Source organism: Haloarcula pelagica, assembly GCF_030127105.1.
Taxonomy (GTDB): domain Archaea; phylum Halobacteriota; class Halobacteria; order Halobacteriales; family Haloarculaceae; genus Haloarcula; species Haloarcula pelagica.
Window position 1 is genome coordinate 198,103 of the sequence record NZ_CP126161.1, and the last position, 19,326, is coordinate 217,428.

19 protein-coding genes are annotated in these 19,326 nt (G+C 66.8%); 7 read left to right on the top strand and 12 right to left on the bottom strand.

Annotated elements, in window-relative coordinates; all coding sequences use genetic code 11:
- Positions 1–112: 112 nt before the first annotated feature.
- Positions 113–1,306: an ABC transporter substrate-binding protein gene (locus P1L40_RS00960; RefSeq protein ID WP_284009442.1), complete on the bottom strand. Its 1,194-nt coding sequence runs from the start codon at positions 1,304–1,306 to the stop codon at positions 113–115.
- A gap of 235 nt (positions 1,307–1,541) precedes the next feature.
- Here P1L40_RS00960 and P1L40_RS00965 point away from each other — a divergent pair, with 235 nt between their 5' ends.
- The 4 genes from P1L40_RS00965 (at position 1,542) to P1L40_RS00980 (ending at position 5,804) form a co-directional block, all read left to right on the top strand.
- A complete protein-coding gene (locus P1L40_RS00965) occupies positions 1,542–2,885 on the top strand; it encodes a methyl-accepting chemotaxis protein (protein ID WP_284009443.1) in 1,344 nt (447 codons plus the stop codon).
- Between the two features lie 57 nt (positions 2,886–2,942).
- Positions 2,943–3,911 (top strand): sugar phosphate isomerase/epimerase family protein, encoded by a 969-nt coding sequence (locus tag P1L40_RS00970; protein WP_284009445.1) that lies wholly within the window; start codon positions 2,943–2,945, stop codon positions 3,909–3,911.
- A gap of 3 nt (positions 3,912–3,914) precedes the next feature.
- Positions 3,915–5,024, top strand: coding sequence for a Gfo/Idh/MocA family protein (locus P1L40_RS00975; protein WP_284009447.1), 1,110 nt, complete (start codon positions 3,915–3,917; stop codon positions 5,022–5,024).
- Positions 5,025–5,090: 66 nt separating this feature from the next.
- Complete coding sequence (locus P1L40_RS00980; protein ID WP_284009448.1) at positions 5,091–5,804, top strand: TIGR00266 family protein; 714 nt, start codon at positions 5,091–5,093, stop codon at positions 5,802–5,804.
- Here the strand turns inward: P1L40_RS00980 and P1L40_RS00985 are convergent, their stop codons facing one another.
- Positions 5,805–6,695 carry an NAD(P)-dependent oxidoreductase gene (locus tag P1L40_RS00985; RefSeq protein ID WP_284009449.1) on the bottom strand — a complete coding sequence of 297 codons (891 nt, stop codon included), beginning with the start codon at positions 6,693–6,695 and terminating at the stop codon, positions 5,805–5,807.
- Between the two features lie 77 nt (positions 6,696–6,772).
- Between P1L40_RS00985 and P1L40_RS00990 the strand changes: the two genes are divergently transcribed.
- The 3 genes from P1L40_RS00990 (at position 6,773) to P1L40_RS01000 (ending at position 9,282) form a co-directional block, all read left to right on the top strand.
- Entirely contained in the window at positions 6,773–7,222 is a 450-nt protein-coding gene (locus P1L40_RS00990) for a DUF5799 family protein (RefSeq protein ID WP_284009450.1), read from the top strand.
- Between the two features lie 131 nt (positions 7,223–7,353).
- The gene (locus P1L40_RS00995) at positions 7,354–8,136 is read left to right on the top strand and encodes a class I fructose-bisphosphate aldolase (RefSeq protein ID WP_284009451.1); all 783 of its coding nucleotides are present in this window, start codon (positions 7,354–7,356) and stop codon (positions 8,134–8,136) included.
- A 3-nt stretch (positions 8,137–8,139) separates the two neighbouring features.
- Positions 8,140–9,282: a hypothetical protein gene (locus tag P1L40_RS01000; RefSeq protein WP_284009452.1), complete on the top strand. Its 1,143-nt coding sequence runs from the start codon at positions 8,140–8,142 to the stop codon at positions 9,280–9,282.
- Position 9,283: 1 nt separating this feature from the next.
- Here the strand turns inward: P1L40_RS01000 and pfkB are convergent, their stop codons facing one another.
- The 10 genes from pfkB to ilvB all read right to left on the bottom strand — a co-directional run bounded on the left by pfkB (position 9,284) and on the right by ilvB (position 19,175).
- Positions 9,284–10,192 (bottom strand): 1-phosphofructokinase, encoded by a 909-nt coding sequence (gene pfkB / locus P1L40_RS01005; protein WP_284009453.1) that lies wholly within the window; start codon positions 10,190–10,192, stop codon positions 9,284–9,286.
- Positions 10,189–10,950 carry an HTH-type transcriptional regulator GlpR gene (gene glpR / locus P1L40_RS01010; RefSeq protein WP_284009454.1) on the bottom strand — a complete coding sequence of 254 codons (762 nt, stop codon included), beginning with the start codon at positions 10,948–10,950 and terminating at the stop codon, positions 10,189–10,191. Before glpR ends, pfkB begins: the two co-directional genes overlap by 4 nt.
- A gap of 67 nt (positions 10,951–11,017) precedes the next feature.
- Positions 11,018–12,001 (bottom strand): isocitrate/isopropylmalate dehydrogenase family protein, encoded by a 984-nt coding sequence (locus P1L40_RS01015; protein WP_284009455.1) that lies wholly within the window; start codon positions 11,999–12,001, stop codon positions 11,018–11,020.
- A 73-nt stretch (positions 12,002–12,074) separates the two neighbouring features.
- On the bottom strand, positions 12,075–12,470 hold the full coding sequence (locus P1L40_RS01020; protein ID WP_284009456.1) for a hypothetical protein: 396 nt from the start codon (positions 12,468–12,470) through the stop codon (positions 12,075–12,077).
- A gap of 397 nt (positions 12,471–12,867) precedes the next feature.
- Positions 12,868–13,608: an HFX_2341 family transcriptional regulator domain-containing protein gene (locus P1L40_RS01025; protein WP_284009457.1), complete on the bottom strand. Its 741-nt coding sequence runs from the start codon at positions 13,606–13,608 to the stop codon at positions 12,868–12,870.
- Positions 13,609–13,680: 72 nt separating this feature from the next.
- Complete coding sequence (gene leuD, locus P1L40_RS01030) at positions 13,681–14,325, bottom strand: 3-isopropylmalate dehydratase small subunit (protein WP_284009458.1); 645 nt, start codon at positions 14,323–14,325, stop codon at positions 13,681–13,683.
- Positions 14,322–15,743, bottom strand: coding sequence for a 3-isopropylmalate dehydratase large subunit (leuC, locus tag P1L40_RS01035; RefSeq protein WP_284009459.1), 1,422 nt, complete (start codon positions 15,741–15,743; stop codon positions 14,322–14,324). The genes leuD and leuC overlap by 4 nt, the downstream gene beginning before the upstream one ends.
- A 36-nt stretch (positions 15,744–15,779) precedes the next feature.
- Positions 15,780–16,805, bottom strand: a complete 1,026-nt coding sequence (gene ilvC, locus P1L40_RS01040) for a ketol-acid reductoisomerase (protein WP_284009460.1) — start codon at positions 16,803–16,805, stop codon at positions 15,780–15,782.
- The gene (ilvN, locus tag P1L40_RS01045) at positions 16,798–17,385 is read right to left on the bottom strand and encodes an acetolactate synthase small subunit (RefSeq protein ID WP_284009461.1); all 588 of its coding nucleotides are present in this window, start codon (positions 17,383–17,385) and stop codon (positions 16,798–16,800) included. The genes ilvC and ilvN overlap by 8 nt, the downstream gene beginning before the upstream one ends.
- A gap of 14 nt (positions 17,386–17,399) precedes the next feature.
- Positions 17,400–19,175: a biosynthetic-type acetolactate synthase large subunit gene (gene ilvB / locus P1L40_RS01050; protein ID WP_284009462.1), complete on the bottom strand. Its 1,776-nt coding sequence runs from the start codon at positions 19,173–19,175 to the stop codon at positions 17,400–17,402.
- Between the last annotated feature and the right edge of the window lie 151 nt (positions 19,176–19,326).

Sequence of the window (19,326 nt, forward strand, 5' to 3'; positions counted from 1 at the left end):
CCCCGTTACAAAAGTGTAGAGGAAACCGCGATGCGGTGCTTCGTGCACGTGAGGGACTCACACTGTCGGAGACGAGGGTCTGGGCGCCGCCGGAGTGGCGGGACCAACGCCCTCACGCCGCGTGTTCCAGTGCCGTGATGACGGCGTCGGCGGCCGACTCCACGTCCCACGTCGAGACGAACGCGGACATCGCCGTCTTGAGTTCGATGAGCTGGTCCGGGCGGACGCCGAGACCGTGGGTGATCGAGAGAGGTTGACTCCGGGACTGCTGGAACGCCCGCTGCTGGTCCTGCAGGAACTGCGTGAACTGGCCGGTGTCGACATCCGTCCGGGGCGGGATCGACCCCTTCTTCTGGTTGAACCGGCGCTGGCCGTCGGCGGAGCCGGCATAGCGCAGGAACGTCTCGACGGCCGATGGGTTGTCCGTGTCGGCGGCAGAGACGATCGAGTCCATGTTCATCGCGTAGTAGCCCTCCGTCCCCGGGAACGGGACGTGAGACCACTCGGACTCGTAATCGAACCCCTCTGTTTCCGTGTACGCCCCTGCTGCCCAGTCGCCCTGGTGGAAGAACACCGAACCGCCCTCGACGAACCGTTCGTTCGCGTCCGTCAGCGAGAGGTACACGCGGTCGTCCGTCGCGACCGCGCCGTAGCGCTGGACGATCTCTAGAGCCTGGACGATCTCACGGCGGTGCTGACTCGCCTGGCCGTCGCTGATTGCCCGATAAGTGTCGTGGCCCTCCTCGCCCAGCAGGACCGTCTCGAAGACCTGGAGCACCGTCCAGGGGTTTTTCATCGGGAACAACATCCCGACGTGGTCGGTCTCGGTGTCGATCCGTTCCAGTTCGTCGGCAAACGCGCTGGGGCTGTCGATCCGTGACGGGTCGACACCGACCTCGTCGGCCAGCGAGGGATTGATAAAGAGGTTGTTGATGCGGTGGATGTTCAGCGGGACTGCCCGATAGGTCCCGTCGAGCCGTGCGGCTTCCGTCGGGCCGTCGAGGTAGTTGCGCTCCATGTCGCTGTCGTTCCAGACCGGCGACAGGTCACCGATGACGCCCGCGTCGGCGTACGGTTCGAGGTTCTTGCCCGGCCACTCGATCCAGATATCCGGGGGGTCCTCCTTGAGAATCCGGCTCTTGACTGTCAGACTCAGGTTCTCGTTGGTGACATCGCTCAGCGGGACGCCGGGATGTTGCTGTGTGAACCCCTCCAAGAGCGCCTCCAGTGCGGCCCCGCCGTCGCCGCCGACGAGTCGATGTAGCAACTCGACATCCGCCCCGCCCCCAGTCGATGCCCGTGACATACCCCCCAGTTTTCGACTGGTGGTTATCAAGCTACCGTGCGCATTCTCAATCCTGAAGACGGGGGGCAAGAGAATTTATATCGGGTCTGTCGATAGGACGTACTATGGCACGGACAGGACACAGGTGGGTTACTGCTGGCGTGGCTGGGCAGTTCTTCCACGCACTCTATCAAGTGGCCGTGATCGGGTTCGGTCCGCCCGGGGCTGCGGTGGCCGCTGGCGCTGGGGGGGCGCCGTGGTCGCGGCGGTCGGGGGCGGTTACACGATCGTCGCCGTCAGGGAACGGCTGGACGAACTGGCGACGGACCGCGAACAGTACCGAACCGAACGGGACGACGCACGCGCGGCCACGGCGGCGGTCGAAGCCGAACTCGAAACGGTACGTACGAAACTCGCCGATCTCGAAACCGCGGCCAGAGGAACGGGGACACAGGCTACTGCGGCGGCCGACGGAGGCGTCTCGACCGCCGAGGGCATGAGCCACGATGAGCTCTCTGCCTACATCGGCGAGTGCTGTGCGACGATCGACGCCACGAACGACGGCGACCTCAGCCGACGGATGGCCGAGGACACCCCGTCGACGGCGCTGAACGAACTCGGAGCGGAGTTCAACGAGATGGCCGCGGCCTTCGAGCAGACGATCCAGACGGCCGACGAGTTCTCCGGTGACGTGGCCGACTCCTCGGAGCAGGTGACCGCCGCGACCCAGGCGGTCAAGGAGGCCTCACAGAACGTCGCCGAGACCGTCCAGGAGATCGCCGATGTCTTCCACGAGCAACACCAGCAGATCACGACGATCAGCGACGAGATGTCACAGATGTCCGCGACGATCGAGGAGATCGCGGCCTCCTCGAACGAGGTCACGGAGATGGCCGACAAGACCGAACGCCGGACCGTCGAGGGGATCGAAGCGGCCAGATCGGCACAGGAGACGATGTCAGAGACGGTGACACAGACCGACGAGGTCGTCGAGACCGTCCGGACCCTCGACGACCAGATGACCGAGGTCGGCCGGATCGTCGACCTCATCGACGACATCGCCGAACAGACCAACATCCTGGCCCTGAACGCCTCGATCGAGGCGGCCCACGCCTCTTCCGGGGGCGCGAACAACAACGGGTTCGGCGTCGTCGCCGACGAGGTCAAGACGCTCGCCGAGGAGACCAAGGAGGCGACCAACGAGATCGAGAACCGTATCGGCGACATCCAGGCCCAGACCGAGGACGCGGTCGACGAGATCACCGAGATGCAAGACTCGGTCGAGGACGGCCAGAACGCCGTCGAAGAGGGCCTGACCGCCCTGGAGTCGATCATGGAACACGTCGAGAAGACCTCCACCGGCGTCAAGGAGATCAGCAACGCGACCGACGACCAGGCGGCCACCTCCGAGGAGGTCGCCTCGATCGCCGACGATGTCGCCGAGACCTCGCGCCAGAACGTCGAGGAGGCCGAACACGTCGCGGCCATCGCCGAGGAGCAGAACCTCGCGCTGGGCGAGATGTACGTCAACGCGAAGATGCTCACGATGCGCGCCCAGCAGTTGACGACGCTGTTCGAGCGCTACGAGACCGACGCCTGAGCGACGACTCCGGGTCGGGAGCAAGGATTTATTATCATCATTTCCGCACTACCATCCATGCAAGTCGGTGTACTCACCGTCCCACTGGGGGGCCAGTCGCTTGCGGAGGCACTGTCGTACCTGGATACCATCGGCGTCGACGCCGTGGAACTCGCCTGTGGGGGGTTCCCGGGCGACGACCACCTGCCACGAGACCAGTATCTCGACGACGAGGACGCGCAGGCAGAACTCCGGGAACTGCTCGACGAACACGGGATGACCGTCAGCGCGCTGGCGACACACAACAACCCGCTGCATCCCGACGACGAGCGCGCGGCCGCGGCCGACACGGAACTCCGGGAGGCGATCCGGCTGGCCGACCAACTGGGCGTCGACGCCGTGACCTGCTTCTCGGGGCTGCCCGCCGGCGGACCGAACGACGAGGTACCCAACTGGATCACCGCGCCGTGGCCGACCGAGCACGCCGAGGCCCACGAGTACCAGTGGGAGGTCGCGACCGACTACTGGGGCGACCTGGCCGACCACGCCGCCGAGCACGACGTGAACGTGGCGATCGAGATGCACCCGAATATGCTCGTCTACGAGCCACGCGGCATGCTGAAACTGCGCGAGGCGACCAACGACCACGTCGGCGCGAACTTCGACCCCTCGCACCTGTACTGGCAGGGCATCGACGTGACCGAGGCGATCCGGCTGCTGGGTGAAGAAGACGCGATCCACCACTTCCACGCCAAAGACACCAAGGTGTACGACTCGGAGGCCCGCGAGAAGGGCGTCCTCGACACCGCACCCTACACGGACGAACCCAACCGCTCGTGGCTGTTCCGCTCGATCGGCTACGGCCACGACGAGAGCCACTGGAAGGACGTGGTCTCGACGCTGCGGATGGTCGGCTACGACGGGACGCTCTCGATCGAGCACGAGGACTCGCTGACCAGCGCGCGCGAGGGGCTGGAGAAGGCCGTCGACGTGCTCGATCGGGCCGTCTTCGAGACGACACCCGGCGACGCCTACTGGGCGGAATAACTCATGACCGACACACCACTCGACATCGGCGTCCTGGGGTATCGTTTCATGGGTAAGGCCCACGCGAACGCCTTCGCGCGGCTGCCGATGTTCTTCGACGACGCGCCGGCGTTGAACCGCGACGTGATCGTGGGGCGCGACGAGGACGCACTCAGTGAGGCCGCCGACCGGCTCGGATTCGACCGCTACGCGACCGACTGGCGCGAAGTCGTCGACGAGGTGGACGTGTTCTACAACCTCGGTCCCAACCACGTCCACCGGGAACCAACCGTCGCGGCGCTCTCGGCCGGTACGCCGACTTTCTGTGAGAAGCCCCTGGCGCCGACACTCGACGACGCCGAGGCGATGGCCGACGCGGCGGGCGACGCGGACGTGCCCGCCGGGATCGCGTTCAACTACCGGTTCGTCCCGGCGATCCAGTACGCGAAGGCACTGATCGAGGACGGCGAACTCGGCGAGATCCACCACTTCCGGGGCCGGTACCTCCAGGACTGGCTGGTCGACCCCGAGGCGCCGTGGTCCTGGCGCAACGACGCCGAGATGGCCGGCAGCGGGGCGCTGGGCGATCTGGGTGCACACACGGTCGACCTCGCGCGGTTCCTGGTCGGCGACATCGACCGACTCAGCGGCCACCTCACCACCTTCGTCGACGAGCGGCCGGTCGAGGGGAGCGACGAGACGCGACCGGTCACCGTCGACGACGCCTACAGCGCACAGGTGGAGTTCGAGAACGGTGCCGTCGGGACTCTCGAGGCGTCGCGGTTCGCCAACGGCCACAAGAACGATCACACCATCGAGATCCAGGGCTCGAAGGGGAGCCTGCGGTTCTCGCTGGAACGGCTCAACGAACTCGAACTGCTCCGCGAGGACAGTCGGGGGTACGAGACGATCCTGATGACCGACGAAAGCGACCCCTACCTCGATCACTGGTGGCCCCCAGGCCACGTCATCGGCTGGGAACACACGTTCGTCCACGAGAACTACGAGTTCCTCACGAGCGTCGCGGCGGGCGGCGACTACGAACCGGACTTCGCCGACGGACTGGCCGTCCAGCGAGTGCTCGACGCCGTCGAACGCAGCGACGACAGCGGCGAGTGGGTCGACGTTCGGTAAGGCCCGCCTACCACGATCCTGTACCTCAGCTTAACTTTATATACCATCCCGAGCGAACCCCTCGCTATGGAGATCGAACTCTCACACAAGCCATCCTACACACACGTCGTCGTCGACCTCGAAGACGGTGAGACCATCATGGCCGAACCCGGCGCGATGGTCAGCCATACGACGAACGTTTCGATCGATACGACGACCAGCCGGGACGGCCTGCTCAGTTCCGCGAAGTCGATGCTGGGCGGGGAGTCGTTCCTGGCCAACGAGTTCACCGCGGAGGGCGGTTCCGGGACCATCACGCTCGCGCCGCCGACACCCGGGGACGTGAACCATCATACCCTGGACGGAGAGACGCTGTACGCCGTCGACGGGGCGTATCTGGCCTCCGATCCGGCCATCGACATCGACTCGGAGTTCGGCGGGCTGAAGTCGATGCTGGCCGGCGCGAGCATCACGCCGCTGGCGCTGAAAGGGACCGGTGACGTGCTCATCGAGGCCTTCGGCGGCATCGAACGGAAGGAGCTGGCCGACGGGGAGACCTACACCGTCGACAACGAACACGTCGTCGCCTGGACCGAGTCGGTCGACTTCGACGCCCGGCGGATCGGCGGGCTGAAGTCGACGCTGCTCAGCGGCGAGGGACTCGTCATGGACTTCACCGGACCGGGGGCGGTCTGGTACCAGACCCGCGGGCTGGATTCGTTCATGGCCGCCATCGCCGAGGCGTTCGGCGGGAGCGGCGACCAGGGTGGGGACGCCCCGGACATGACCGACTTCCTCTGATCAGTCGTCCTCGACTGTCACGTCGACCGTCGATTCGAGCGGCTTGACCACCGCTCCCATGTCCTCGCGGCCGTAGCCGCTGCCCCGTGCCGCGCTGAACGCCTCGCGGGCCGCGGCCGTCTGCGAGAGCGGGACGCCGAGGTCGCCGGCCCGGTCCAGCGCCAGCGAGAGGTCCTTGTGCTGGTAGTCGACCGGGAACCGCGACTCGAAGTCACGGTCGGCGATGAGCGCGCCTTTCCCCTCGAACAGCGGGCAGTCAAGCGCCCCGTTCTCGACGACTTCGAGCATGTCGTCGACACCCAGCCCATTGGCCGTGCCGAACACCAGCGCCTCCGCGAACGCGCCCATCGCGTCGCCCAGCAGGAGGTTGATAAACAGCTTCATGTTGGTCCCCTGGCCGACCTCGCCACAGTGGACGACCGGGTCACACATCGCCGCGAGGACCGGGCGGACATCTTCGACGACTGCGTCCGGACCGCTCGCCAGCCCGACCAGCGTCCCCTCACGTGCCGGGCCGACCGTCCCGGAGACCGGCGCGTCGACGAACTCGGCGCCCGTCTCCCGAACGAGTTCGGCCGCAGCCATAGTCTCGGCGTACCCGATGGTGCTCATCTGGACGACCGTCGTCGACTCGTCGAGGCCTTCCAGGATACCCCGCTCCCGTTCGAGGACCTGCTGGACGGCATCGCCGTCACTGACGATGAGACAGACTACGTCGACGCGTTCGGTGAGGTGTTTCGGGGAGTCCGCGACCGAGACGCCCGCCTCGGCGAACGGCTGTTCGCGGTCGGTCGTCCGGTTGTACACGACCAGGTCGAACCCAGCGTCGTCGAGGTTCCACGCCATTGGTGCGCCCATCGCGCCCAGGCCGATGAAGCCGACCGTTGTCATGGCGCGGTCTTGGGGGCCAGGGGTCTTGTAACTCGGGGCGGGAAACGCTCATACATCAGGCCACCTAACCGGTTGGCATGAGCGACAGCAACTGGACCGACCGGATCGCCGCCGAGCGGATGCAGGTCGACCAGCAGTTCAACGACCAGGTCGAAGTGTCATCGTTCTCCAGCCAGCAGTGGGGGCTGGTCATGACTGCCGTAGAGTTCGAGATCGAGAACGCCGACGACCCGGAGTCGGCCCGGATCGTCGCGAACACGTCGAAGCTACCGAGCATCATGCCGGAACTCGACCGGATCGAACAGCAGTCGGCGATGGGCGGAGCACCGGGTGGCGGCTCCGGTGGTTCGGGCGGGTCGGGCGGTGGCGGGCTCTTCTCGGGTGTCAAGGACGCCCTCGGCCTCGGTGGTGGCGGGAACGACGACCGCATAGAGGAAGCCGCCGAACTGGCCCAGAAGTACGCCGAGGAACTACAGGAGCAACTGGAGTCGAACGGCCGGTGGGACTCGGTCCGCGAACAGGCCTGACCCAGAAAACGGCGCCGGCGAACCGAGCAGTATCGTTTCCGGAGCGGGTGTCACGAGCAAAAACGAACACGAACAGTAGTAAACGATCGATACCGAAAACGGTTAATGGCCGTTCTGGGTAGTTCGGTTACATGCGACCTGTGGATGACTCCCCGATCGTTCGCGACGACAAGACGCTCGTGCTGGCTCACGACCACGGGCTGGAACACGGCCCCAAGCAGTTCAGTGGCGTCGAGGAACGCCTCGACCCGCGGGAAGTGTTCGAGATGGCGACCCACGACGCCGTCACCGCGCTGGCGGTCGGTAAGGGGCTGGCCGAGACGTACTACCCCAGCTACGAGGACGACGTGAACCTGCTGGCGAAGCTCAACGGCAGTTCCGACCTCTGGATGGGTGACCCCTACTCCCCGCAGAACTGGTCTGTCGACTACGCCGCCGAACTCGGCGCCGACGCCATCGGTTACACGATCTATCCCGGCATCAACCGCGAGCCCGACTCCTTCGAGGACTTCCGGCCGGTCCAGGAGGCCGCTCGGGACCACGACCTACCTATCGCGATGTGGTCGTACCCGCGCGGGCAGGCCGTCAAGGACCACCGGACGCCCGACATCATCGCCTACGCGGCCCGGCTCGGACTGGAGCTGGGCGCCGACTTCACGAAGGTCAAGTACCCCCGCAGCAAGGAGGCGATGGCCCACGCCGTCGACGCGGCCGCGGACAACCGCGTCCTGCTGTCGGGCGGGTCGAAGACCTCGGACCGGGACTTCCTGGAACTCGTCGAGGACTGCATGGACGTGGGCGTCTCCGGACTCGCCGTGGGCCGGAACGTCTGGCAGCGCGAGGACCCCTACGAGATCCTCGACAAACTCGAACCGGTCGTCTTCGAGGGCGCGGCCGCCGACGACGTGCTGTAGGCGATGGCGGACTCACCAGCCGACGAACCGGACCACGAGACCCGAGACGCGGTCGCGCAGGCACAGCGTGGCCTGGAAGCCGGCTTCGCTCCGGACGCACACGGCCACGTCGTCTTCGGCTTCGACGGCTACCTCGACCGCGTCCGCGAGGTCGTCGCCGACCGCTCGGACCCCGAGACCTACGAGCGACTGTCGACGCTCGCTGGCTTCGGCGAGCGCGTCGAACAGTCGGTCGCCGCCGAGAGCTCGCTGACCTTCGAGTGGCTCCAGGACGGGAGCCGGACCGGCGGCCACACCTGCCACCTGGGACGGGCGTTCGACACCTGGGGGTTCGAGACGACGTTGATCGGGATGTACGACGATCCGGTCCGGGAGCCGTTCGACGCGGAGTTCGGCCACCTCGATCTCCACAGCATCGGCGAGCCCGGCGTCACCGACGCCGTCGAGTTCGACGACGGGAAGCTGATGCTGACCGAAATCGGCGACACGATGGACTTAGACTGGGCGACGCTGGACGAGCGGTTCGGCCACGACCGGCTGCTGGCTCGTCTCGACGGCGCCGCGCTCCTGGGCACCGGTTACTGGTCCGAGACACCCGACCTGCCGGACGTGTACCACGGTCTCCGGGACGCCTGGGACCGGATCGAGGACCCGCCGGGGACGGTGCTTGTCGATCCCGGCGACGTGCGGAAACTCGACACGGATCGGCTCCGGGCCGGCCGTGACGCGATCGGCCGGCTCGACGAGGTGACCGACGTGGTCGTCTCCTCGAACCGCGCAGAGACGGGCATCCTGGCGGACGCCTACGACGGAGCGACCGACCGGACCTTCGAGGAATCAGCAGAAGTCGCGTTCGACGCCCTGGGACCGACCTGGTTCGTCGGCCACGGCGTCGACCGTTCTGTCGTCGTCACGGGCGACGGGACCCACAGCGTCGCGGTCCCGGCCGTCGACGACCCGGCGCTGACGACCAGCTCCGGCGACCACTTCAACGCCGGGCTGGCGATCGGGCGCGTCCTCGGGCTCGGCGCCGCGGCGTCGATCCTGCTTGGCAACGCGGTCGCCGGCCACTTCGTCAGGACGGCCGATCAACCGTCCCAGACAGAGATCGTCGCGTTCGTCGAGGACTACGTCGAGAAGTTCTGAGCTACAGTGTCCGGACGGCAACTTCGTCCCGCAGCGAATCGACGGCGTCGAACGACGGGACGCCGGTGCCGGCCTGTGAGACCAGCAGCGACGAGACCGCGACGCCCGTTTTGAGAGCCGCTTCGTCGCTCTGCCCGGCTTCCCAGGCCGAGAGGACACCCGAGAGCAACGCGTCGCCGGCACCAACGGTGTCGACCACGTCGATGTCGAGCGCGTCGGCGTACAGGAGTTGGTCGCCCGTCGCTAACACCGCGCCGTCGGCGCCCAGCGACGCCAGCACGCGGTCGAACCCCTGGTCACGGAACGAGCCGGCGGCACGCGCACACCCTTCCAGAGTAGAGACATCGGCGTCGGTCGCGTCGCCCAGTTCGTGGCGGTTGGGCTTACACATCGAGTAGCGAGCGTCGAGCCGTCTGAGGATCGTCCCTTCAACGTCGACGACGGTCTCCCAGTCGCCGGCCGTCGCGACCCGGTCGATGTCCGCGATCTCCAGGCCGGGCGGGAGGCTCCCACCGACGAGCACCCAGTCCGGATCGTGTGCGCGGACACGTTCGAGAACGGCGTCGACGACGCTCCTATCGACGGCGGGGCCGTTGAGGTTGAGTTTGTACTCCTCGCTGTCGGCCAGCGCGGTCGTGTTGAGTCTGGTGATGCCCTCGATCTCGGTGAAGTCGGTCTCGACGCCGCCGGACTGCATGTCTTCCCGGACGAAGCGACCGGTGAACCCGCCGGCCAGGCCCGTCGCCACGCAGGGTTTGTCCATCGCGGTGAGAAACTGGGCGACGTTGATTCCTTTGCCACCGGCGTCGTAGCGGGCGCTCTCGGCCCGCATGACGCGGTCGGGTTCCATCGGCTCGTCGAACTGGACGGTCTGGTCGACTGCTGGGTTGTAGGTGACTGTGACAATCATTCGTTGACTCCCTCGACGGCGACGCCGGCGTCGTCGAGCGCTGTCGCGAGCGGGCCTGTCGGCGCTCTGTCGGTGACGAGCAGGTCGATCGCCGACAGGTCCCCGAACGAGACGAAACTGCGTTCGCCGAACTTCGAGTGGTCCGCGACGAGGACCACTCGTGCGGCCCGGTCGATCATCTGGGCCTTCACCGCGGCCTCGTCCTCGTTGGGCGTCGACAGCCCGGCGGTCGCGTCGAGCGCGTTCGTCCCGAGGACGAGCAGATCGAAGTTCGTCCGGTCCAGAAACGCCTCTGCGGTCGGTCCCACGAGCGCGCGGGTCCGTGCGCGGAGCGTCCCCCCGGTCAGTTTGACCTCCAGATCGCGGCCCGAAAGTTCCGTCGCTAGCTCTGGCATGTTCGTAGCTGCGACAAAGTCCGTCTCCGGGGCCGCGCGAGCGACCTCCATCGTCGTCGTCCCGGCGTCGAAGAAGACGACGTGTCCTTCGCGGATCTCCTCGCTTGCCCGGCCGGCGATCGCACGCTTTGCGTCGAGGTTCTCGACTTCCCGCTGGTCGTACGAGCGTTCGGTCCCGACGGACGAACTGGGGACGGCGCCGCCGTGGGACCGCTCGACGCGGCCCTCGGCTTCGAGGTCACGGAGGTCACGACGGATCGTGGCCTTCGAGAAGTCCAGTTCCGCCGCCAGTTCCGCGACTGAGCAGCCGTCTCGCTCGGTCACCAGTCGGACGATAGTCCGTTTGCGCTCGGCCGGGAGCATCCTCGCAGTGTGATTGTTTCGCTTCGGTTTTACGCCTTTCTATCGGAAGGTGACTGTTTTTGCTCGATTACAGCGCGTCGAGGATCGCCGCGGTCACTTCCTCGGTGGTGCCGTCCCCGCCCAGGTCGGGAGTCCGTGGGCCGGCTTCAAGCACCGTCTCCACGGCGTCCCGGACGCGGTCGCCCTCCTCGTCGTAGCCGAGGTGATCGAGCAGCATCGCGGCCGAGAGGATCATCGCCGAGGGGTTGGCGACGCCTTCGCCCGCGATGTCCGGCGCGGAGCCGTGGACCGGTTCGAACAGTGCGTTCTCCTCGCCGACGTTTGCCGACGGGAGCAGACCGAGGCCCCCGACCAGCCCCGCCGCGAGGTCCGAGAGCATGTCGCCGGCGAGGTTCGGACAGATGACGACGCCGTAGTCCTCGGGGTTCATCACCAGGTGCATCGCCAGCGCGTCCATGAGTGCGGTGTCGTACTCGGCGTCGCGTTCGGCGCCGACCTCCTCGGCGGTCTCCAGGAAGAGCCCGTCCGTCTGGCGCATGACGTTCGCCTTGTGGGCGATGGTCACGTCGTCGAAGCCGTTCTGTCGCGCGTAATCGAAGCCGAACTCGGCGATCTTCTCGGAGGCGTCCTCGGTGATGACACGGGTACACGTGGTCACTCCGTCGGTGATCTCGCTCTCGATGCCCTTGTAGACGCCTTCGGTGTTCTCCCGGATGAACACGAGGTCGGTGTGGGGCTGGACCGCATCGAGTGCGGGGTACGCGACGGCCGGGCGGACGTTGGCGAACGAGCCGACGACCTGCCGCAGCGGGAGGATCACGTCGGCGGCCGTCTCGCCGGCCGCGCCAAAGAGCGTCGCGTCGGCGTCGGCGGCGAGGTCCGCGGTCGCGTCCGGCAGTGCCGTCCCCGTCTCCGCCTCGACGGCGTCGCCGGCGTCGCCTTCGACGAACTCGAAGTCGACCGTCTCGATTGCCTCAAGCACCTCGACGGCGGCGGGTGTGACCTCCTGGCCGATCCCGTCGCCGGGGATCACGGCGATCTCGTGTGTCATATCCCAGCAGAGACGAGCGGGGGGTGAAAGTGGTTCGGTTTCCCGCAGTTGCGGACCGAGCCGGCATCCGGACTCACAGTCCGCCGACGGTCTGGGCCTGTCTGCGGCGCCGGTCGTAGACGTACAGGCCGGCGACGACGACCGGAGCGGCGACCAGCCAGTAGGTCGCCTGCGAGAACGGGTCCGGCGGCGAGAGCAGCCCCGCGACAGCGAGGGCGAGGACCGTTCCGACGGCCGACGCTCTGGCGAAGTAAAACAGCGTGTCCGGCCGGTCGACCCGAGCAGCGCGGCGCCGCAGGAGGAAGAACACCACCGGGAACACGGGATACAGGGGGACGGCGAGCAGCCCCCACAGCAGCGGGTTCTCGTCTCTGATCCGGGCGTCCAGCGCCACCCACAGGACGAGCGACCCGACGGTCACGCCCAGCAGGAGGCCGAGCAACGGCAGCAGGGGACCGTGCTGTGTCACGGTCGCAGTTCCGGGGGCAGCGAGAAAAACACCGCGGTCGTCCGTCACGGACCGTGTGGCGTCAGGGGGACCAGGGGCGGTTCGAACGGGCCTCGGGCAGAGGCCCGCTGTGCGTGTCAGAGACACACTCTCACCGCACGCAGTGAGAGCGGGCGCGGGGTGGCGACGCCGCCGGGGTGCCCGCGGTGGAGGGCCGAAGCGGGTGGGCACCCGACGACGGTGTGTCGCCGACCCGTGCGCATCCACTGCTTGGAGGGACCAGTATGTACGTTTTATCTGTATACTCTCGATACAAACGATAGTGTCGATACTATCTATACTACTGGTACCCGAAACGGCTGGGTGGTCTCTGTACTATCGGGAGTCCGATGACAGCAGATCGACCCGGGGTACCGGTTCAGAGCTTGTGACGGAACGCGTGGAGGACGTTCCGTCCGGTTTCGGTGAGCGAGATCTGTTTCGTGCGACCGACCTCGCGGACGGCGATGTAGCCGTCCTCGGTCAGCGGATCGACGACGTTCGCGTTCAGCAGGGCGAACTTCGCCTTGTCGTTCGCGGGGTCGGCGTCGTCGATGAACGCCAGCCCGGTCTCCTCGGCGAACTCGATGAGGTCTTTCTTCTTTGCGGTGTAGCTCTCGGAGTTCCGCCGGTCGAGGCAGTCGAGCACCGCGACCTGGTCGCGAGAGATCGCTTCGATCGGGTACGAGGGCAGGACCTCCGCTCGCTGCATCCCGCGAGTGAGTGGCTCCTCGGCGACCGCTGGGACGTGTCGTTCCGGGTGGACGTAGTATGCCGTCGCCGTCGTCGCCATGCAGGCGATGGCGCTCCCGATCGCCGCGACCTTCGGCCCGCTGGAGACGTTGACCCGGACGATGTCGTCGGGGTGGTCGGCGGTGAGCGTCGTCACGACGGCCAACACGTCGTAGAGGTCGTGGAGGTCCGTCTCCCGGACGACGATGTCGACGCCGTCGCTTTCGAGGTCCTCGACGAGGGCCTGCTGGTACGGGGTGAACCGCTGGGGGCGCTCGCTCTGGTTGAGCAAGTAGACGGTGTCGGCGTTGTGCTCCCGGATGGGCTCGACGATGCGGTCGCGCTCGTGACCCAGCGGGGCGATGTGGATCTCGCGTATCCGCTCCATGTCGGAGACCCGACCCGACGGTAGATGGGTCTTGGCATCACGGACCGCGCACCCGGAAAAACCGCCCGGCGTTCAGTCGTCGGCTTCGAGGTCCGACCGGCGCTGATCGAGGTACGGCAACTGGCCGGCCGTCTCCTCGATGGCGTTCCGATTGGCCTTCATCAGCGCGGTCGTGTCCCAGATGCCCTCGACGAGGGCCTGCCGCTGGGCGTCGTCGACCGAGACACTGGCCTCGTTGCCGCCGTAGCGGACCGTCTCGGCGGCTACGTCGACCTCGATCTCGCCGTCGGGGTTGTCGTCGACCCACTGCTGGAGCGCGTTGATCGTCTCGTGGTCGGCGGTCACCGTCGGGATGCCCAGCGCGAGGCAGTTCCCGGCGAAGATCTCGGCGAACCCTTCGCCGATGATCGCGTCGATGCCCCAGCGCATCAGCGCCTGCGGGGCGTGTTCGCGCGAGGAGCCACAGCCGAAGTTGTTGTTGACGACCATGACGTTGGCGTCACCGAATCGCTCCTCGTTCATCGGGTGCTCTTTCTGGGTGTCCTCGTCGTCGAAGCGCAGGTCGAAGAAGGCGAACTCGCCCAGGCCGTCGAAGGTGACGACCTTCATGAACCGCGCGGGGATGATCTGGTCGGTGTCGATGTCGTTCCCGCGGATCGGGATACCGGTCCCCTCGACGTAGTCGACCTCGGGGATCTCCTCGGTCGCGTCGGTCATGCTAACGCCACCTCCTCCAGATCGCGCACGTCAGAGACCTCGCCGGTGATGGCCGCGGCGGCGACCATCCGGGGGTTCATCAGCACGGTGCGGCCGTCCTTGCTGCCCTGGCGGCCGACGAAGTTCCGGTTCGAGGAGCTGGCACAGGCCTCGTCGCCCTCCAGTTGGTCCTCGTTCATCCCCAGACACATCGAACAGCCGGCGTTGCGCCAGTCGAAGCCGGCCGCCTCGAAGATGTCTTTGAGCCCTTCCTCCTCGGCGGCCCGCTGGACGCGCTGGCTGCCGGGGACGACGAACGCGCGCACGTCGTCGGCGACCTCGCGGCCCTTGACGATGCGGGCCGCGCGGCGCAGGTCAGGCAGTCGGGCGTTGGTACACGAGCCCAGGAAGGCCACGTCGATCTCGTAGCCGTTCATCGTCTCGCCGGGTTCGACGCGCATGTGCTTCTGGGCGCGTCGAGCCGTGTCCTGCTTGTCGTCGGCGAGGTCTTCGGGCGCCGGGATCGGGTCGTCGATGCCGATGCCCTGGCCGGGCGTGGTCCCCCACGTGACGACGGGGTCCAGTTCGCTCGCGTCGATCTCCACCACGTCGTCGTACTCGGCGTCGTCGTCGCTCTGGATGGACTCCCAGTACGGTTTGAGTTCCTCGAACTTCCCGGGGTGTTCCTGGAAGTAGTCCGTCTCTTCGAGCCACTCGAAGGTGGTCTCGTCGGGGTTGACGTAGCCCGCGCGAGCGCCGCCCTCGATGGACATGTTACAGATGGACATCCGGCCTTCCATGTCGAGGTTCTCGATGGCTTCGCCGGCGTACTCGTAGACGTAGCCGACGCCGCCCTCGGTGCCGAGACGACGGATGATCTCTAAGATGATGTCCTTGGCTTCGACGCCCTCGCCGAGTTCGCCGTTGACCTCGATCTTGCGGACCTGCTGTTTCTCCATGGCGATGGTCTGAGTCGCCAGCACGTCCCGGATCTGGCTGGTCCCGATCCCGAACGCGAGCGCGCCGAACGCGCCGTGCGTCGAGGTGTGGCTGTCGCCACAGACGATGGTCTTGCCGGGCTGGGTGATCCCCTGCTCCGGCCCGATGACGTGGACGATGCCCTGATCGCCGGTCGTCGGGTCCGAGAACTGGATGCCGGCGTTCCGGACGTTCTCCTCCAGTTCGCTCATCATCCGCTCGGCCGCGTCGTCGGCGTAGGGCCGGTCCTGGTTCGCCGTCGGGACGATGTGGTCGACGGTTGCGTGGGTCAGGTCGGGTCGGGCGACCTCCAGGCCGCGCTCCTGGAGCATCCCGAACGCCTGGGGGCTCGTGACCTCGTGGATGAGATGGAGCCCGACGAACAGCTGGTCCTGCCCGTTCGGCAGGGTCGTGACTTTGTGTCGGTCCCACACCTTGTCGTACAGCGTGCCGTTGCTCATGCTGTGGCCTCCGTCGTCCCGGAGCGATCTCCGTCGTCAGTCATCTGCGGGCGCTTCCTCCGCGGCCTGCTCGTCGTCGCCCCACGCGAACAGTTTCCGCAGTTCGCCACCGACTTCCTCGATCTGGTGGCTCTGCTCGGCGTCGCGGTACTGCTTGTACGAGGGCCGGTTCGTCTGGTTCTCGGTGATCCACTCGCGGGCGAACTCGCCGTTCTGGACCTCTTCGAGGATCCGCTCCATCCCCTCGCGGTCGATGACCTCTTCACCGCGAGTGAGGCCGCCGTACTCGGCGGTGTCGGAGACGGAGTTCCACATCCCCATGTGGCCGCCCTCGTACATCAGATCGACGATGAGTTTGAGTTCGTTCAGACACTCGAAGTAGGCCATCTCCGGCGCGTAGCCGGCGTCGACGAGCGTCTCGAAGCCGACCTTCACCATCTCGGTCACACCGCCACAGAGGACGGCCTGCTCGCCGAAGAGGTCGGTCTCGACTTCCTCCTGGAACGTCGTCTCGATGACGCCCGCGCGGGTGCAGCCGATGGCTTTCGCGTAGGCCAGGGACTCCGCCTTGGCGTCGCCGGTCGCGTCCTGGTAGATCGCGATCAGGCCCGGCGTCCCCTCGCCGCGCTCGTAGGTCCGCCGGACCAGGTGACCCGGGGACTTGGGGGCGACCATCGTCACGTCGACGCCCTCGGCGGGCTCGATCTGGCCGTAGTGGATGTTGAACCCGTGGGCGAACTGGAGCGTGTCTCCGGCTTCCAGGCCGTCCTCGATCGCCTCGTAGACGGCGGGCTGGATCGTGTCGGGGACCAGCATGACGACGCGGTCGGCCTCGGCGGCGGCCACGTCGGGCGTCTCGACCCGCAGACCGGCCTCGGTGGCCTCGGCCCGCGAGGAGGAGTCCTCACGCAGGCCGACGACCACGTCGACCCCGGATTCGTGGAGGTTCAGCGCGTGGGCGTGGCCCTGTGAGCCGTAGCCCAGCACGGCAACGGTCTCGTCTTCGAGTGTCGATACGTCGGCGTCGTCGTCGTAGTAGACGGTCGTGGATAGGTCAGTCATGTTTCTCCAGTGTCTTGGGGCCACGCTCCAGCGCGGCGGCCCCGGTGCGAACGATCTCCTGTACGTCGAACTGCTCGAACGCCGCGACGGCGGCGTCGATCTTCTGCTTGCTGCCCGTGATCTCGACGGTCACCGAGTCGGTCGAGGCGTCGACCGCCTGGCCGTCGTACATCTCGGCGACGGCGTTGACATCGTCGGGTTTCTCGCCGCCCACCTTGATGAGCGCGAGTTCCCGCCGGAGCGCCTCGGGTTCCAGTTCCATCACCGAGACGACGGGCACGAGCTTCTGCAGTTGTTTCTTCGCCTGTTCGATTCCCGGCTGCGGTTCCTCGATGAGGATCGTCATCCGGGCTATACTCTCGTCACTCGTGGGACCGACGGTGAGGCTTTCGATGTTGAACTGCCGCCGGCTGAACAGGCCCGAGACCTCAGCGAGCACACCGGGCCGGTGTTTGACGAGCGCCGAGAGCACGGCCTGTCGTGGTTCGTGAGTCGCTTCCGCTTCGGGGTCGACGCGAATCCCCTGGGAGTTGCGTCGTCCCTCGGGGCGCATCCGGTCGTGTGGCGCAGGGCCAGGCATTCCTCCAGTCATCGTTAGATCTCGTCTAAGTGGTCCTCGTTCAGTGCGAACAGTCCGTTGTCGCCGCCGCTTGGCACCATCGGGAAGACGTTCTCCCCGGGGTCGATGTGGGCGTCGATGACGCTGGGACCGTCGTACTCGCGTGCGGCCGCGATGGTCTCCTCGACGTTCTCGTAGTCCTCCAGGCGGAAGCCGGCGGCGCCGAACGCCTCCGCGAGCTTGTCGAACTGCGGGATCCACGGGTACTCCGAAGCCATCCGACGCCCCTCGTAGAAGCCGTCCTGCCACTGGCGGACCATCCCGACGGCCTCGTTGTTGAGGATGACGTAGGTGATGTCCAGTTGCTCACGAACGGCCACGGAGAGCCCCTGGACGGTCATCAGGAACGAACCGTCGCCGTCGAAGCAGACGACTTCCTGGTCGGGGGCGGCCAGTTTCGCGCCGATGGCGGCTGGGACGCCGTACCCCATCGTTCCCAGACCGTGCGAGGAGACCCAGGTCCGTGGCTCGGTGTACTCCCAGAACTGGGAGGCCCACATCTGGTGTTGCCCGACACCCGTACAGACGATGGTGTCCTCGTCGGTCACCGCCGAGAAGTGCTCGACGACGTACTGGGGTTTCAGCGGCTCGTCGTCGGGCATCTCGTAGCTCATCGGGTACTCCTGTTTCCACGTCTGGCACTGCTCGCGCCACTCGTCGGCGTCGGGCGCTCGCGGCATGGCGTCGAACAGCTGTCGCAGCACTTCGCGCGCGTCGCCGATCAGCGGGTAGTCCGCGTAGACGTTCTTGCTGATCTCGGCCGGGTCGATGTCGACGTGGACGATGTCGGCGTCCGGAGCGAACGAGTCGACGCCGCCGGTCAGGCGGTCGTCGAAGCGGGTCCCGATCGCCAGCATGCAGTCCGTGTTCGTGATCGCCAGGTTCGCGTAGCCGGTGCCGTGCATCCCGGCCCACTCCAGGGAGAGCTCGTGGTCCTCCGGGAAGGAACCGATCCCGGGCATCGTCGTGATGACCGGGACCTCGTACTCCATCGCGAACTCACGGAGGGCGTTCGAGGCGTTGGCCTTGATGACGCCGCCGCCGGCGAGGATGACCGGCCGCTCGGCGTCGGAGATGACTTCCGCGGCCTCCTGCACGGCCTCGTCGTCGGCCTCCTCGGGCACCTCGTAGGTGTCGGGCGTCTCCGGCGCTTTCGGTTCCACGTCGGTCTCGCCCTGTGTCACGTCCTTCGGGAGGTCGACCAGCGTCGGCCCCTGCCGGCCGGCGTCCGCGAGAGCGAACGCCTCGCTCACGTCGTCGCCGACGGTGTCGGAGTGGCTCGCGAAGTAGCTCTCCTTGGTGACCGGCTGGGTGATGCCGACGGTGTCGGTCTCCTGGAAGGCGTCGTTGCCGACGAACTCCGTGGGGACCTGGCCGGTCAGTGCGATCAGCGGGTCCGAGTCCATGTTGGCGTCGGCGATGCCGGTCACGAGGTTGGTCGCGCCCGGCCCGGACGTGGCGAAACAGACGCCCGGTTCGCCCGAGACGATGCCGTAGGCGTCGGCGGCGTGGGACGCCCCCTGCTCGTGGGCCATCGTCACGTGGGTGATGTCGGAGTCGTACAGCGCGTCGTAGACGGGCATGATCGCGCCCCCCTGGACGCCGAAGACGTACTCGGCGCCGGCGTTTTCGAGCGCTCGGACGACCGACTGTGCGCCGGTCGTGACCGGTGCCTGCTCGTCGTCGGCCGCTGCCTCGTCTTGGTCTGTCGACTGTTCGTCCTCTTTCGGAACTGATGCGCGTTCGCTCATATTGGGTCCCCTCCTGTGGGTCGATCGGTCGTTGGTGTGGATGCAGTGTGCATTGTGGTGTCGCTGGTGTCGGGTCGAACCTCGATACAGTCGGCGTCGGGATGGGATGTAGTGGGGGCTATGGCGCCCCTACAATACCCTCGCCGAGAAG

Coding starts and splice junctions, on each gene's coding strand:
- P1L40_RS00980 (WP_284009448.1), top strand. CDS start 5,091: ATGGAGATCGAACTCTCACACAAGCCATCCTACACACACGTCGTCGTC.
- glpR (WP_284009454.1), bottom strand. CDS start 10,950: ATGCTCCCGGCCGAGCGCAAACGGACTATCGTCCGACTGGTGACCGAG.
- P1L40_RS00990 (WP_284009450.1), top strand. CDS start 6,773: ATGAGCGACAGCAACTGGACCGACCGGATCGCCGCCGAGCGGATGCAG.
- ilvC (WP_284009460.1), bottom strand. CDS start 16,805: ATGACTGACCTATCCACGACCGTCTACTACGACGACGACGCCGACGTA.
- P1L40_RS01025 (WP_284009457.1), bottom strand. CDS start 13,608: ATGGAGCGGATACGCGAGATCCACATCGCCCCGCTGGGTCACGAGCGC.
- P1L40_RS00960 (WP_284009442.1), bottom strand. CDS start 1,306: ATGTCACGGGCATCGACTGGGGGCGGGGCGGATGTCGAGTTGCTACAT.
- ilvN (WP_284009461.1), bottom strand. CDS start 17,385: ATGCCTGGCCCTGCGCCACACGACCGGATGCGCCCCGAGGGACGACGC.
- leuD (WP_284009458.1), bottom strand. CDS start 14,325: ATGACCGACGCGACCGAGGAGATCCCCGAGGTCGACTACGTCGAGGGG.
- P1L40_RS01000 (WP_284009452.1), top strand. CDS start 8,140: ATGGCGGACTCACCAGCCGACGAACCGGACCACGAGACCCGAGACGCG.
- P1L40_RS00970 (WP_284009445.1), top strand. CDS start 2,943: ATGCAAGTCGGTGTACTCACCGTCCCACTGGGGGGCCAGTCGCTTGCG.
- P1L40_RS00985 (WP_284009449.1), bottom strand. CDS start 6,695: ATGACAACGGTCGGCTTCATCGGCCTGGGCGCGATGGGCGCACCAATG.
- leuC (WP_284009459.1), bottom strand. CDS start 15,743: ATGAGCAACGGCACGCTGTACGACAAGGTGTGGGACCGACACAAAGTC.
- pfkB (WP_284009453.1), bottom strand. CDS start 10,192: ATGATTGTCACAGTCACCTACAACCCAGCAGTCGACCAGACCGTCCAG.
- P1L40_RS01015 (WP_284009455.1), bottom strand. CDS start 12,001: ATGACACACGAGATCGCCGTGATCCCCGGCGACGGGATCGGCCAGGAG.
- P1L40_RS00995 (WP_284009451.1), top strand. CDS start 7,354: ATGCGACCTGTGGATGACTCCCCGATCGTTCGCGACGACAAGACGCTC.
- P1L40_RS00975 (WP_284009447.1), top strand. CDS start 3,915: ATGACCGACACACCACTCGACATCGGCGTCCTGGGGTATCGTTTCATG.
- ilvB (WP_284009462.1), bottom strand. CDS start 19,175: ATGAGCGAACGCGCATCAGTTCCGAAAGAGGACGAACAGTCGACAGAC.